We start from the raw sequence: 15,242 nt of genomic DNA, 5'->3' as shown, positions 1-15,242 counted from the left end.
TAATGATCTTAATCATTATGATTAGTAAAGGCTTTAGTAATATGTAATAAATAAGGAATACGTTATTAGTTTTAAGATTTAGAAAATTTAGTTAAAGTTTATTAAAAATCACAAAAAATGGTATAATGCACATAATATAAATTTATGGAGAGTGAGCTATGACTGAAGAGTTGTTTTTATACATAATGGTCTTAATAGTAGTCTTTATAGGGTCAGTTATATCTTTGTCTATTTTTATGTCGTTTTATAGAAAAAGTAAAAGTAGAGGGTTAATGATATTAGCCATATTTATTGCTTTAGTGGTTAATTTTCAATTTAATATTTTTGAGATTTCTAATGTTTTGGGAGCTCTAACATTGGTCATCATAAGTGGCTTGCTTATAGCCAGTTTTATAACTCTTAGTAAGAAGCAAAGAGCAAGTGCTGTAGAATAATTGTAACAATTATTGGTAATTAGAATGAGAGAAGGGGAGGGGGCTTTAAAATAAGTTTATTGAACGAACAGCTTAGCCATTTGGAGGAGATCAAGTGAAAATAAAAGGAATCAATCATTTATTATTTTCTGTGTCTGACTTAGAGAAATCAATTGATTTTTATCAAGAAATATTGGATGCAAAATTATTAGTTAAAGGAATAAATACTGCTTATTTTGATATGAATGGAATTTGGATTGCTCTTAATGTAGAGAAAAACATACCACGTTATGAAATACACGAGTCATATACACATATTGCATTTTCAATCGATGAATCAGATTATGATCATTTCCTTGAAAAATTAAAAGCATTTAATGTTAATATTTTACCTGGACGAAAAAGAAACAAAAAAGATCTTCAGTCAATTTATTTTACAGATCCTGATGGTCACAAGTTTGAATTTCATACCGGAACTTTAAATGACAGAATGGATTTTTATAGAGAAGAAAAACCATATATGGAGTTCTTTGATTAAGATTTACTAAGACAAATGACATTATTAAATACAAACATAATTAATGAATATTAATGGTGAATATATATAAGAGACTATTAACTATGTATTTGCCATTATAAAATTTATATTTAGGTTTACATAACATCGATTATACCAAGTTAGTGATTAGTTTAAAAAGTAGCCTAATGTTTCATTAATCCTACTCTAAACATTGATTTGACAGTGTTTATGGCTCATTTGTCTTTAATTGTTTTGTTGCAAACTTAATAATAATTTATAAGTTACATATCGTTATGAGAAAATTATTTTTTTGCGTTTTACCTATGTAATTTGTTCTTACTTTAATCCCTGGTAATTCAATGTGTAGTTCTTCCTTATTCCTATTAATCTAATGATCTATACCTTTTCTTGTTTTACGTTTTAATACTCTTTATTTGTAACCGATTACACGTATCACCTTCTCACTCCTAATATTCTGCGTTATAATTGACTATAGATATTAAAATTTTCAAGCAAATCAATCTATATGAATCGGAGTGATCCCTTATATGACAAAAGCAGTTTGGTTTCCTGATGAAAACGCTTTAAAACAAACACGACTTTATCAATTTATGAACCGTTTAGGTTTTGATAATTATAATGAATTTCATAATTACAGTGTTCATGACATTGCTGAATTTTGGCATGAATCGATTAAGGAATTAGATATTAATTGGTTTAAAGACTATGAACAAACACTAGATTTATCTAATGGCGTGATGTACCCTGAATGGTTTGTTAACGGTCAATTAAATGTGGCTTATAATGCTGTTGAAAAGTGGGCTCTAAATCCAGATTATAAAGACAAAAATGCTCTTATTTGGGAAAGTGACGCTGGCGAGACGGTAACATATACGTTTAAGCAGCTAGATGAAGAAGTGAACCGTGTTGCTAATGGATTGCTTAACCATGGTGCTAAACAAGGTGACATTTTTACAATTTATATGCCTATGATCCCAGAAACAACGATTGCTATGCTGGCGATCTCTAAAATTGGTGCGATCTTCTCTCCTGCTTTTTCTGGTTATAAATCAGAAGCGATATCAACACGTATGAACGCTGCTGAAGCTAAATATTTAATCACAGCTGATGGTTTCAACCGTGGTGGTAAAGCTGTTAATTTAAAAGATGAAGCAACGATTGCTGTTAATGAATCTCCATCAATAGAAAAAGTGTTTATGGTGGAACATTTAGGTATTGATGTCACATGGGACGATTCCAAAGACGTTACGTGGTCTGAGTTAGTATCTACAAATTCAGAGTTCAACTCAGTGAAAACGAATGGCCAAGATCCTTATATGATCATTTATACCTCAGGTACGACTGGTAAGCCTAAAGGTGCTCTTCATACTCATAATGGATTCCCTTTAAAGTCTGCTTTTGATGCTGGTATTACAATGGATGTTTCTCCTGGTGATACACTGTTTTGGTATACTGACATGGGTTGGATGATGGGGCCTTTCTTAGTATATGGTGGACTTTTGAACGGTGCAACGATCTTAATGTTCGAAGGTACTCCTACCTTCCCTAAACCTAATCGTATTTGGGAAATTGTAGAGAAGCATCAAGTCACCCATTTAGGTATTGCACCAACTTTAATTCGTACGTTAATGACATTAGATGAAACTTACGTAACACAACATGACTTATCATCGTTAAAGTTGATCGGTTCTACTGGTGAGCCATGGAATGAAGAGCCGTGGATGTGGCTGTTTGATAAAGTGTGCCGTAAAGAGATCCCAATCTTCAACTACTCAGGTGGAACAGAAATTTCTGGCGGTATTTTTGGTAATGTATTAGTAAAACCAATTGCGCCAGTTGGCTTTAATGCTGCTTTACCAGGTATGGATGTTGACGTTTATGATGAAGATGGAAGCCGTGTTGAAAATGAAGTTGGAGAATTAGTTATTAAACAGCCGTGGGTCGGTATGACGAATGGTTTTTATAAAGAAAATGAACGTTATGAAAATACGTATTGGAGCCGATTTAAAGACACGTGGGTCCATGGAGATTGGGTTGTGCATGATGATGAAGGTTTCTATACGATTACTGGTCGTTCAGATGATACGTTAAACGTAGCTGGTAAACGTTTAGGGCCGGCTGAAATTGAATCAATTTTTGTTGAACATGATTCGGTTGTTGAAGCTGGTGTGATTGGCATCCCTGATGAGGTTAAAGGTGAAAAGCCGATTGCATTTGTTGTGACGAAAGATGATCCAAACAACGAAGAAGTGTTGAAAAACGAGTTGATTGATCATGCCATTAATCGCCTAGGAAAAGCGATAGCACCGAGAACTGTGCATATCGTTCAAGATTTGCCAAAAACACGAAATGCTAAAGTAATGCGTCGTGCTATTAAGTCAGCTTATCTAAATAAAGATGCAGGCGATCTATCTGCATTAGAAAACCCACATGTCGTTGATCAAATTCGTGAGATTGGTAAAGTGCAAAACTAATAATAAGACGCTTGGATTTCAAAAGATTCCAAGCGTCTATTTTAATGGTTATTTTTTGCTTGATCTTTTTCTAATAAGTCAGGAACTGGTGTTTCTTCTGGTAAAGGTAGCAGTTCATTTTCAAATGGGCTCTGAATTATATTTGGTGGTAAAGGTAATAAGGCATTTTTCTTTAAACTAGGATCTTCAAGTAATTCAATTTTTGGCTTCTCATGTTGTTCATTCTTACTTTCGTGATCAAAGTTTAAATCAACGGATGATAATAAAACGATCATTAAAATGGTATTCACTTAGTTATCTCCTCCTAAATCAATAAGCTAAACTGTAATAATCTTGTGTTGATTCAGCCTATAGAGTGCTTGTTCAATTGACGTTTCAATATAACCGACGATTTGTTGTAAAGTAAATACTTCAAGATTTTCATCGATATTTTGTTTGTCATAGTGTAAGTCGTTCAAAATTTGATTCGTAAATTCAATTACATTTTGTTGTTTTACTTCTTCTAGATCGATTATTTGCGGAAGGGTTGAATTCAATGTATCGACTAACTCCTCTTGATACCCATAGTATTCTATTAATTTGGCATTTAATAACCAAAAATCTCGATGATATGCTTTAAACAATTGTTCATCTGCTTCCATACGATTTTTCAACCACGATAAATAAAAGCCTTGTAACCATAGGTCATCAGCGATGAGATGAGTGTAGTATCCTTTAATATAATCATCATCGAATAACGATTTATATTTATTATAAAACGCTTCATAGTCAATAGTTCTAGTATAATTATGATGTTCTCCGCTATAGAAATGTGACTCTTCTTTTGGTACTCCAGTATCTGGAGCAATTCCACCGAGTAAAAAAGCTGTACGGTCAGTAACCGCAACATTTTCCAAAATACGATTTGCTATTATTAAGTGCATAATACGAGATCCCAAAATAATAACTCCTCTCTATTCATAGAAAGAAACTGAAGTGATCATACTTAATATTGAACCAATGAAGACGATCATACTGACACCAAATAGTAAATGAAAGTTAATGATGTCGAAATTAAAGATCATTCCAATGCCACTGATGACTACACCAATGAAACTTATATAAAATAAAGTGTTAAAAATTATGAAATTGTAATCGTGTTTAGCTTTAAGTATTGTTTGTGAGAGTATAATAAAGAAAGAAATCAATACAAAGCCTAATATAGTCAGTATATGAATCATCGTCTTCTATCCATTCTATGAGATTCTTTTTAATAGGTTTACATAATAAAGTTATCGTTAACTGTAGTTACCGATTGTTCTTCCAACCGTTTTACCTGTAAATAAACAACCACCTAAAAATGTTCCTTCTAATGCACGGTAACCGTGAATCCCACCGCCACCAAAACCAGATGCTTCTCCTACTGCGTATAATCCTTTAATCGGTTCACCGGTTTGCCCTAACACTGTACCTGATAAGTCAGTTTGCAGTCCACCTAGCGTCTTTCTGCTTAGTATGTTTAATCGTACAGCAATTAATGGTCCGTTTTTCTCATGTAATATTTGATGTGGTTTAGCTGTGCGGATCAACTTATCTCCTTTATAAAAACGCGAACCTCTAAGAGCAGTAATTTGTAAGTCTTTAGTGAATTTGTTATCAATTTCGCGGTCGCGAGCTTCAATCTGTCTACGTATATGTTCTTCATCAAGGAGTTGTTCTCCTGTTAATTCGTTCATTTGATTGACTAAATCAGTTAATTTGTCAGCTACGATAAAGTCTTCACCTTTAGATTTGAAGGCTTCAACTGGTCCTGGTGCTCCTGGTAATACACGCTTTAGCAGCTGCTTAATACTTTTTCCTGTTAGATCAGGATTTTGTTCAGAACCTGAAAGAGCAAATTCTTTTTCGATGATTTTTTGCGTTAAAATGAACCATGAATAATCATAATCAGTTTTCATGATTGATTCAAGTGTGCCAAGTGTATCAAAGCCAGGGAAGTTCGGAGCTGGGAAACGATTACCTTCTGCATCTAACCAAATGGATGATGGTCCAGGTAATATACGAATACCGTGATTGGACCATACTGGACTCCAGTTTTTAATTCCTTCGGTGTAATGCCACATCCGATCTTTATTGGCGATTTTTGCCCCCGAGTTTTCAGCAATGTTAAGCATGCGACCATCGACGTAATCTGGTACTCCAGAAATCATATTTTTAGGAGGATTTCCTAACCTCTTTGGCCAATTTTTTCGGATTAGGTCAAAGTTAGCCCCTACTCCACCACTAGCAATCACAATATGTTCTGCTTCATATTCAAATTCCCCAACAATTTCTCGCGAGCTCTTCTCACCTCGCTCAACGTCGTCGTCTTTTAATATAGAACCTTTGACACCTGTTGCAACTTGATTGTTAATGATTAATTCATCTACTTGATGCCGTGGTTTATATGTAACCAATCCACCGTCGATAAACTTCTTAACTAGCTTTTCAAAAGGCTCTACTATGCCAGGCCCGGTTCCCCAAACGATGTGAAATCGAGGAACAGAGTTACCGTGACCTTCAGCTAAGTATCCGCCTCGCTCTGCCCAACCAACAACAGGAAACAAACCAATGCCTAGTCGTCTTAACCAATCTCGCTTTTCGTTAGCAGCAAATTGTAAGTAAGCTTTTGCCCATTGTTTTCCCCAGTAATCTTCGTCTTCTCTGTCAAAGCCAGCAGAGCCGAACCAATCTTGTTCGGCTAATTCTAGTGAATCATTAATCCCCATTTTACGTTGTTCAGGTGAATCTATTAAAAATAATCCACCAAAAGACCACCAAGCTTGTCCACCGAATGAACTTTCGGGTTCTTGGTCAAGTAATAATACTGTTTTACCACTGTTAGCAATCTCAGCCGTTGTAACGAGACCAGAAAGCCCCGCACCTATAACGATTGCATCATATGACATATAAATCCTCCATTCACAAGTTTACATATTATTAATATATTAAACTTCCTTGCCGATTTTGACTAATTGACTAAATAAAACAGCATGACTTAGGACAAATTGCTAAGCCATGCTGCATTGATGTTATTACACAGGATAAACACCGTGTTTTCGTTCAGTAAATGTTAAGTTTTTAGATTGGTAAATATCGAGTCTTTGTGTCAGAACATCTCTTAAGTCATTCGGTTGCACGATATCATCAACGATCATTTCAGAAGCTAGTCTGTAAATATCGATGTTCTCTTTATATTCTTCTTGTTTTTCTTTAATAAACGCTGGTCGCTCTTCTTCTGGTAATTCAGCAATTTTGTTAGCGTATACAGCATTAACAGCAGCTTCAGGTCCCATAACAGCAATTTGTGCTGTAGGAAGAGCAATCGTTACGTCTGGATCGAAAGCTGGTCCTGCCATCGCATATAGTCCTGCACCATAAGCTTTTCTTACGACGACACAAATTTTCGGTACTGTTACTTCACTCATTGCTGAGATCATCTTAGCACCATGACGAATAATACCAGCACGTTCTACCTTTGTTCCAATCATGAATCCTGGAATGTCAGCTAAGAAGACGAGTGGAATGTTAAACGCATCACATAGCTGAATGAATTTAGCTGCTTTATCAGCTGAGTCGTGGAACAATACGCCACCTTTCATGCGTGGTTGGTTCGCAATGATCCCAACTGATTTACCGTCAATTCTCGCTAGCCCAGTAATCAATTCTTTAGCAAACTCGCGCTTAATTTCACAGAAACTATCTTCATCAATCAAACGATTGATTAACTCATACATATCGAATGGAGCATTTTGATTTTCGGGAATTAAGTCACTGATCGTTTTATCAAATTGACTTGGGTCAATCGTTTCTTTTTCAGGTGGTTGTGTTCTAAAGTTTTGCGGGAAGTATGTTAAATATTTTTGAGCATATTTAATAGCTTCTTGTTCACTTTTAACTAAAACATCCCCAACACCTGATACTGAACAGTGCATTTGCGCACCGCCCATTTCTTCAAGTGACACTTTTTCTCCGATTACTTTCTCAGCCATTCGTGGAGAGCCTAAGTACATCGACGCATTACCATCAACCATCACCACGATGTCACAAAAGGCTGGTATGTATGCACCACCAGCTGCAGATGGACCAAATAATAAACAAACTTGTGGCACACGGCCTGACATTTTCACTTGATTATAGAAAATGCGCCCTGCTCCACGACGGTTTGGGAACATGTCAATTTGATCCGTAATACGTGCACCAGCTGAGTCAACTAAGTACAGCATTGGAACTTCTAGTTTCATTGCCGTTTCTTGGATGCGAATGATTTTTTCAACCGTAAGTGCGCCCCAAGAGCCGGCCTTTACAGTGGAATCATTCGCCATAATCGCTACGGTCTCGCCGTTAATTTTCCCTAATCCTGTAACGACACCGTCTGCAGGTAACGATTCATCGACACAGTTTGCGAAAAATGCATCTTCTACGTTTAAATCTTCATCTAACAGCATCTTTAAACGGTCTCGGACGAACATCTTACCTTTTTCTGAATTCTTTTCGTGATACTTTTCTGCACCACCCTTTTCTATTCGGTCGCGAATCGCTTGGTGTTGTTCTTCAAATGCCATGTTAAGGTCATCCTTTCTACTTACCAGTAAAGATCGGTTTTCGCTTCTCTTTAAACGCTTCTAACGCTTCTAAGCGATCTTTAGTTGGAATCGTATTTAAGTATTTTTCTCTTTCTAATTTCAATCCAGTGTCAATATCATGGTCTAAACCTTCATCAATCGCTTGTTTAGCCATTTGAACCCCAACAGGTCCATTTGACGCTATTTGATTAGCAATCTCTGAAGCTTCGTCTTGTAGTTCAGAAAGATCAACGACTTTTTCAATTAATCCGATTTTTTCTCCTTCATAACTATCAAAGCGCTTAGCAGTTAAAATATAATATTTTGCTTTTGCTAAACCGATTAAGCGTGCTAAACGTTGTGTACCGCCTGCACCAGGGATAATCGCTAAAGACGTTTCAGTTAGTCCCATCTTTGCATTTTTACTCGCAATGCGGATGTCACAACCTAATGTTAGCTCTAAGCCACCTCCGAATGTAGCACCGTTAATAGCTGCAATCGTTGGAACTTTTAAGTTTGCTACACGTGTGACTAGTGAACCAATCTGCCCGACTGTTTCAACGACTTGATCTTGTGTCATTGTGCGTCTTTCTTTTAAGTCTGCACCTGCACAAAAGGCTTTTTCACCTTCTGCTGTAATAATTAATACTCTTAATGATTCGTGTTGTTCAATGATATCCAATTGTTCGTTAAAGTCTTCCATTAACTGTTTAGAAAAAGCGTTAGCCGCTTCAGGCCTATTTAACGTTAACTTCCCAATATAATCATCAATCATCTCAAACTGTACAGTGCTCAAAACATCACGTCCTTCTTACAACCTTCTTGAAATACCCATTTGTTTACTCGTTAAAGGTTGGTCTAGTTTTGATTCTATAAATTGAGCCGCTTCTTGAAGTTTATTAAGGTCAATTGATTGTTCAAGCCCCATTTGCTGAAGCATATGAGCTAAGTCATCTGTTGCAACATTCCCAGAAGCCCCTTTTGCATATGGGCAGCCTCCTAAACCACCTAATGCACTATCAAAAATATGATAGCCTAGCTGAAGTGCTACAACAGTATTAGCTAAAGCCATACCACGCGTATCGTGGAAATGTAATGCGAGTTGATCTTTTGAAAAATGTTTCTCGAATTCGCTTAATACGTGTTCGACTTGAACAGGATTGGCTACACCGATCGTATCGCCAATCGATAGCTCATCGATCCCCATATTAAATAGATTGTCACAAATATCAATTACTTGGTGTTCATCGACATTACCTTCATAAGGGCAACCGAATACGGTAGAAACGTAACCACGTACAGATTTACCTGCCTTTTTAGCCTCATCGACAACTTCTTTTAGTACGGGATATGTTTCAGAAATTGATTTGTTAATATTGTTTTTATTGTGCGATTCACTTGCAGACATGAAAATGGATACTTCATCAACATCAGCTTCAATCGCACGCTCTAAACCTTTCATATTCGGTACTAAAGCAGCATAAGTGACCCCATCTTTTCGTTCAATCGATTTTGCTACCTCAACAGCATCTTTTAATTGAGGAATCCATTTCGGATGAACAAATGAGGTGATCTCGATATATGAAAGTCCACTTTCTGACATTTGGTTAATCCATTCGATTTTATCTTCAGTTGCGATTTCTTTCTTTTCATTTTGCAACCCGTCTCTAGGACCAACTTCTTTAATTTGTACCTGTTTTGGTAGATTCATATAGTCAGTACTCCTTTATAGTCATACTGTTTATTCAATAACGGCAATAACGTCGCCTTCGTTAACGAAATCTTCTTCTTTAACTTTTAATTCCTTAACAGTACCACTTACTTCAGCAGCAATTGGAATCTCCATTTTCATCGATTCTAAAATGACAACATCTTGACTTGAGTCCACTGTGTCACCTTCGCTCACTAATACTTTCCATACGTTTCCTGCCATGTTTGCTTTAACTTCTGTCATTTTAACTTCCTCCTATTGTTTAATCATAAATTCTTGGATAAACGATGTTCGCGTATCACCTTTTTGGAATGCAGGTGATTGGGTTACATCTATTAAGAACGGGATATTAGTTTTAATACCCTCTACTTCATAATCAACTAATGCTTCTCTTAAGTGCTCAATCGTTTCAGCACGTGAATCCCCAAATGCGATTAATTTAGCGATCATCGGGTCATAATAAGGTGTCACTTTATATTGGCTGTTAACACCTATATCATGTCGAATGTTAGTTCCAACTGGTGGATTAAACGCTGTTATTTGACCAGGTGATGGGAAAAATGTTTTCGGGTCTTCAGCATAAATTCTAGCTTCAATTGCATGCCCGTTAATCTGTAAATCTTCTTGAGAGAATGATAGTTTTTCTCCGTACGCAATTTTTAGTTGTTCTTCCACAAGATCAATTCCTGTAATTTGTTCTGTAACAGGGTGTTCGACTTGAAGGCGTGTGTTCATTTCTAGAAAGTAAAAATTTTGCTCTTCATCAACTAAAAATTCGATCGTCCCAGCGTTTTTATAGTTAATGGCTTTAGCAGCCTTCACACCCGCTTCACCCATCTTTTGACGAGTCTCTTCAGAAATTAATGGTGAAGGTGCCTCTTCAATAATCTTTTGATGCCTTCTTTGAATTGAACATTCACGATCGAAAAGGTGCACTGTTTGACCATAGTGATCGGCTAGTACTTGAATTTCAATGTGATGCGCATCTTCAATTACTTTTTCAACAAACATCGTGCCATTTCCGAAAAATTGTTCAGCACGACGCGCATTACTTTCAAAAGCTTTCTCAAGTTCAGTATCATTTTGAACTATCTCCATACCAATTCCACCACCGCCATGGGAAGCTTTAACCATTACGGGATAACCAATATCGCTTGCGATTTGTTTAGCGTCTTCGACTGATTCAACTGGATCATTGGTCCCCGGGATAATAGGGACGCCAGCTTCTTCCATCGTTTGACGTGCTGTTAATTTACTCCCCATTTGGTTGATCGCATTCGAATCAGGACCAATAAATACAATGTTTTCGTCTTCAAGTCTTTTAGCGAAGTCTGTATTTTCACTTAGTAATCCGTAACCTGGGTGAACCGCTTCTGAATTAGTTTCTTTAGCGACATTAACAATCGCATCAATGTTTAAATAGCTTTCATTAACTTTAGGTCCACCAATCAAATAACTCTCATCTGCTTCAGATACAAAAGGGGCTTCCGCATCTGCTTCAGAGTAAACAGCAACCGTTTTAACGCCAAGGTTTTGGCACGTACGAATAACTCTTGAAGCAATCTCCCCTCGGTTAGCTATTAAGACTTTGTTAAACATTTGAAGCACCTCACTTATTCATTTATTAATTCTAGTGCTTTTTCTTTTAACCTTATTTTTTGGATCTTCCCACTAGGTGTTGTTGGGAATTCATCAGTAAACAAAATGTAATTAGGTGTACTAATATTATTAGAGCTATCGCAATACTGAATGACAACTTCTTCAGTTAATGTGCTGTCATTAGCAATTAGCCAAGCTACAATTAATTCCCCTTTTTCTGGATGAGGTATTGTAATCACTTTTGCATCGACTACTTGTTCATGATCTGTAATAAGACTTTCGATTTGATAAGTTTCTGGTAGTTGTTCGTTCTGTTGCATGTTATCACCTTTACCTTTAATGTTTTGCTAGTAATTGTTCTGCTTCTTGGCGCAGTTTATACTTTTGTACTTTGCCACTAGCAGTCATTGGGTACTCTTTTGTAAACTGAATGTATTTTGGTATTTTGTGAAAGGCTATGTTACCTTTACAAAATTCTCTTAAGTCTTCTTCTGTTAAGTTAGATTCTTCTTTAGCAATGACCCATGCCATTAGTTCTTCACCGTATTTTGCATCAGGTACACCAACGACTTGAACATCTAAAATGTCAGGATGTTGGTATAAATATTCTTCAATTTCTCGTGGATAAATGTTTTCACCACCACGAATGACCATATCTTTAATTCTTCCAGTGATTTGTACATAGCCGTCATCATCAACAATGGCTATGTCTCCTGTGTGTAACCAACCGTCTTCATCAATTGCGTTTTTCGTTTCTTCTTCATTGTTGTAGTAACCTTTCATCACATGGTAACCTCTTGTACAAAGCTCACCAGGTTCGTTCGGAGCAACTTCTTCATTCGTTGATGGGTCGACTACTTTTATTTCGACATTTGGATGACGTTTTCCTACTGTGCTGACACGACGATCAATTGGATCATCCGTTTTCGTTTGTGTGATCGCAGGTGACGATTCCGTTTGCCCGTAAGTAATCGTAATTTCAGATGCGCCCATTTTATCCATCACATCTTTCATCACTTCGATTGGACAGTTTGAACCTGCCATAATCCCTGTTCTTAAATGAGAGAAGTCGTATTGATCGAACTTAGGGTGATTTAATTCGGCTATGAACATCGTTGGCACACCATGTAGTGCTGTACATTTTTCTTTAGAGACGGCTTCTAACACTTTTTCAGGGTCGAACTGTTCTACAATGACCATCGTTGCAGCTTTAGATACGGCAGCCATCGTTCCTAAAACACATCCGAAACAATGGAAGAATGGTACTGGAATACATAAACGGTCTTTTTCAGTAAACTGCATACATTCTGCAATTTGTTTGCCGTTATTAACAATGTTGTGGTGTGAAAGCATAACTCCTTTAGGGAACCCTGTTGTACCAGATGTATATTGCATATTAATGACTTCATGACAGTCTAAAGAATTAGAACGTTCTTCTAGTTGTTGATCTGTTACTCTATTTGCACCGAGTTCGATTATGTCTTTCCACGAATAACAACCGCTATACTCTTGATCGCTAAGGACAATAATATTTTTCAAATGAGGTAAACGTTCAGATTGAAGCTCACCTTTTTCACAGTGCTCAAGCTCAGGGCATAATTCTTTCAAAATATCGATGTAAGAAGTTCCTTTATAAGATTCTGCTAAAATTAATGTACTAGAATCAGATTGTTTTAATAGATATTCGAGTTCTGCTGCTTGATAGCTTGTGTTAACGGTGACTAAAACTGCACCCATTTTTCCAGTAGCAAACTGGCTAGTTAACCACTCAGGCTTATTATCAGACCAGATTGCAACATGGTCACCTTTTTCAATATCTAAAGCCATCAAGCCTTTTGCTGCATCGTTAACTTTTTCATTAAACTGTTCATAAGTCCAACGAATTCCTTTCTCAGGATACACAGCTGCCTCATGCTCTGGGTGTTTCTTTGCCTTTTCATCTAACAACTGACCGACCGTTAAATTCATTAATGGCATACAAACGTCCCCTCTCTATTAATCAACATCCTAATTGTCTAGCAATAACTAACCTTTGAATCTCAGAAGTCCCCTCTCCAATTTCAAGTAATTTAGCATCGCGTAAATAGCGTTCCACTTCATATTCGCGCATGTAACCATAACCACCAAGGATTTGAATTGCTTGGTTGGCTGAACGAAAGGCTGTTTCTGTAGCGTATAATTTCGCCATAGCAGCTTCTTTTGTAAACACTTTGCCTTGGTCTTTTAACCAAGCTGCCTTCAATACGATGTTACGCGACAGTTCTACTTCCATTGCCATGTCAGCTAGTTTAAATTGAATGGCTTGGAAGTTAGAAATCGACTGACCAAACTGCTTACGTTCTTTCGCATAAGCTAAGGCTCGATCAAGTGATGCTTGAGCAATACCAACTCCTAATGCGCCAATTGAAATTCGACCACCATCTAACGTTTGTAAAAATTGCTTGAACCCAGTATCAGGATCACCGATTAAGTTAGCTTTCGGTACTCTTACATCTTCTAGTACGATTTCTGCTGTATTAGAACCGCGAACGCCCATCTTATCGTAGTTGTCCGTAATGGTTACACCCTCTGTATCAGTTGGTACGACAATAGCCGAAATAATATTTTTACCACGATCGTCTTTACCAGTGATAGCGGTTACAATGATTTGTTTAGCATAAGATGCATTGGTGATGAAGCATTTCTCACCATTAATGATGAAGTCATCCCCATCAGACTTTGCTGTCGTTTTAGTACCCCCTGCATCAGATCCTGCGTTCGGTTCGGTTAATCCGAATGAGCCTAATGCTTTCCCTTGGGCTAATGGAACTAGAAACTTTTGCTTCTGCTCTTCAGTACCAAATTGGTAGATCGGTGATGAACCTAGAGATACTGAAGCGGCGTAGCTTAAGCCAGTACTTCCACAAACGCGACCGATTTCTTCAACGGCAAGTGCGTAAGTAACGGTATCGCCCCCTGATCCTCCATATTCTTCTGGGTAAGGAATACCTAAAAGGCCAAGTTCACCCATCTCTTTAAAAATATCTTCTGGAAATTCTGCCTTTACATCGATGTCAACTGCACGTGGTTGGATTTTTTCTTCTGCAAAATCTCTAACCATCTTTCTTGTCATTTCTTGTTCTTCACTTAGTGTGAAGTTCATTTAAAACTCCCCCTTTTATTTTGAGACCGACTGGTTGGTCTGTGCTGGAGTAAATAAAAAAGCTTTACTAAAAGCGTGTGACAAATAAACTTTTTAGTTGTGCAAAGTTGACTGGTGATATTCTTGGATCGCTTGGTCTGTTAAAACACCTTTAAATAAGATGTCTATGTAAACCTCTGCAATGTCATCAATCGATAAGTCTCCATCTCGCTTATACCATTTGTATGTCCAGTTCACCATGCCAAGTATGGACATACCAGTTATAATGGTTGGTAATTCTTTTCGAATTTCACCTTCGTTTTGTCCTTCTTGGATGACTTCGATGACAATTTGTTTAAATTGATCGCGTTTTGATTTAATTTTATCTTCGTATTCTGCTTTTAAATATTTATTCTCTTGATAGAAAACTGAGATGTGTTCGTTGTACAAATCAAATACACGAACGAATGAGTGCAATATTTCATGGAGTTGGTACATGGGTCGTTTATGTCTTTTCTTGGCACGGTTGGCTTCATTCAATACATATGAAATAAATAAATCGTGAATGACATAAAGAAGTTCGTCTTTGGAGTTAAAGTAATGGTAAAAGCCGCCTTTTGATGTACCACAATATTCAACAATATCTTTCACTGATACACCGTGAAAACCTTTCTCGGAAAATAAAACTAATGATGATTGAATAATCTTATCTTTTAAATGTGACATAAAATTCCTACCTTTTGTCAATATTTTAACACAATTTAGAAAAGTATCAAACAAAATTTTCAGAATTTGTCGTC

General features: G+C 36.9%; 15 protein-coding genes. 3 read left to right on the top strand and 12 right to left on the bottom strand.

Annotated elements, in window-relative coordinates:
* The first annotated feature begins 158 nt into the window (after positions 1-158).
* The 3 genes from J2R98_RS02760 to J2R98_RS02750 all read left to right on the top strand — a co-directional run bounded on the left by J2R98_RS02760 (position 159) and on the right by J2R98_RS02750 (position 3,428).
* Positions 159-434, top strand: coding sequence for a hypothetical protein (locus tag J2R98_RS02760; protein WP_307065887.1), 276 nt, complete (start codon positions 159-161; stop codon positions 432-434).
* 94 nt (positions 435-528) lie between these two features.
* Positions 529-951 (top strand): metallothiol transferase FosB, encoded by a 423-nt coding sequence (gene fosB / locus J2R98_RS02755; protein ID WP_307065884.1) that lies wholly within the window; start codon positions 529-531, stop codon positions 949-951.
* Between the two features lie 530 nt (positions 952-1,481).
* Positions 1,482-3,428, top strand: a complete 1,947-nt coding sequence (locus tag J2R98_RS02750; protein ID WP_307065883.1) for an AMP-binding protein — start codon at positions 1,482-1,484, stop codon at positions 3,426-3,428.
* 41 nt (positions 3,429-3,469) lie between these two features.
* On the opposite strand, the gene J2R98_RS02745 is transcribed toward J2R98_RS02750, so the two are convergent.
* The 12 genes from J2R98_RS02745 to J2R98_RS02690 all read right to left on the bottom strand — a co-directional run bounded on the left by J2R98_RS02745 (position 3,470) and on the right by J2R98_RS02690 (position 15,168).
* Complete coding sequence (locus J2R98_RS02745; RefSeq protein ID WP_307065881.1) at positions 3,470-3,718, bottom strand: hypothetical protein; 249 nt, start codon at positions 3,716-3,718, stop codon at positions 3,470-3,472.
* A gap of 27 nt (positions 3,719-3,745) precedes the next feature.
* A complete protein-coding gene (locus tag J2R98_RS02740; protein WP_307065879.1) occupies positions 3,746-4,366 on the bottom strand; it encodes a zinc dependent phospholipase C family protein in 621 nt (206 codons plus the stop codon).
* A gap of 339 nt (positions 4,367-4,705) precedes the next feature.
* A complete protein-coding gene (locus J2R98_RS02735; RefSeq protein ID WP_307065877.1) occupies positions 4,706-6,355 on the bottom strand; it encodes an FAD-binding dehydrogenase in 1,650 nt (549 codons plus the stop codon).
* Positions 6,356-6,481: 126 nt separating this feature from the next.
* Positions 6,482-8,011: an acyl-CoA carboxylase subunit beta gene (locus tag J2R98_RS02730; protein ID WP_307065875.1), complete on the bottom strand. Its 1,530-nt coding sequence runs from the start codon at positions 8,009-8,011 to the stop codon at positions 6,482-6,484.
* Positions 8,012-8,027: 16 nt separating this feature from the next.
* On the bottom strand, positions 8,028-8,807 hold the full coding sequence (locus J2R98_RS02725; protein ID WP_307065873.1) for an enoyl-CoA hydratase-related protein: 780 nt from the start codon (positions 8,805-8,807) through the stop codon (positions 8,028-8,030).
* Between the two features lie 15 nt (positions 8,808-8,822).
* Entirely contained in the window at positions 8,823-9,722 is a 900-nt protein-coding gene (locus tag J2R98_RS02720; RefSeq protein WP_307065871.1) for a hydroxymethylglutaryl-CoA lyase, read from the bottom strand.
* Positions 9,723-9,752: 30 nt separating this feature from the next.
* A complete protein-coding gene (locus J2R98_RS02715) occupies positions 9,753-9,965 on the bottom strand; it encodes an acetyl-CoA carboxylase biotin carboxyl carrier protein subunit (RefSeq protein ID WP_307065869.1) in 213 nt (70 codons plus the stop codon).
* 12 nt (positions 9,966-9,977) lie between these two features.
* Positions 9,978-11,321, bottom strand: a complete 1,344-nt coding sequence (locus J2R98_RS02710; RefSeq protein WP_307065867.1) for an acetyl-CoA carboxylase biotin carboxylase subunit — start codon at positions 11,319-11,321, stop codon at positions 9,978-9,980.
* 14 nt (positions 11,322-11,335) lie between these two features.
* Complete coding sequence (locus J2R98_RS02705; protein WP_307065865.1) at positions 11,336-11,641, bottom strand: AMP-binding enzyme; 306 nt, start codon at positions 11,639-11,641, stop codon at positions 11,336-11,338.
* A 16-nt stretch (positions 11,642-11,657) separates the two neighbouring features.
* Positions 11,658-13,298, bottom strand: a complete 1,641-nt coding sequence (locus tag J2R98_RS02700) for an AMP-binding protein (RefSeq protein ID WP_307065864.1) — start codon at positions 13,296-13,298, stop codon at positions 11,658-11,660.
* A 22-nt stretch (positions 13,299-13,320) separates the two neighbouring features.
* On the bottom strand, positions 13,321-14,463 hold the full coding sequence (locus J2R98_RS02695; protein ID WP_307065862.1) for an acyl-CoA dehydrogenase: 1,143 nt from the start codon (positions 14,461-14,463) through the stop codon (positions 13,321-13,323).
* 93 nt (positions 14,464-14,556) lie between these two features.
* Complete coding sequence (locus tag J2R98_RS02690) at positions 14,557-15,168, bottom strand: TetR/AcrR family transcriptional regulator (RefSeq protein ID WP_307065860.1); 612 nt, start codon at positions 15,166-15,168, stop codon at positions 14,557-14,559.
* Positions 15,169-15,242: the final 74 nt, after the last annotated feature.

The organism is Alkalibacillus filiformis (assembly GCF_030814115.1).
GTDB classification, from domain to species: domain Bacteria; phylum Bacillota; class Bacilli; order Bacillales; family Alkalibacillaceae; genus Alkalibacillus; species Alkalibacillus filiformis.
This window is presented reverse-complemented; position numbering and strand designations above follow the sequence as displayed.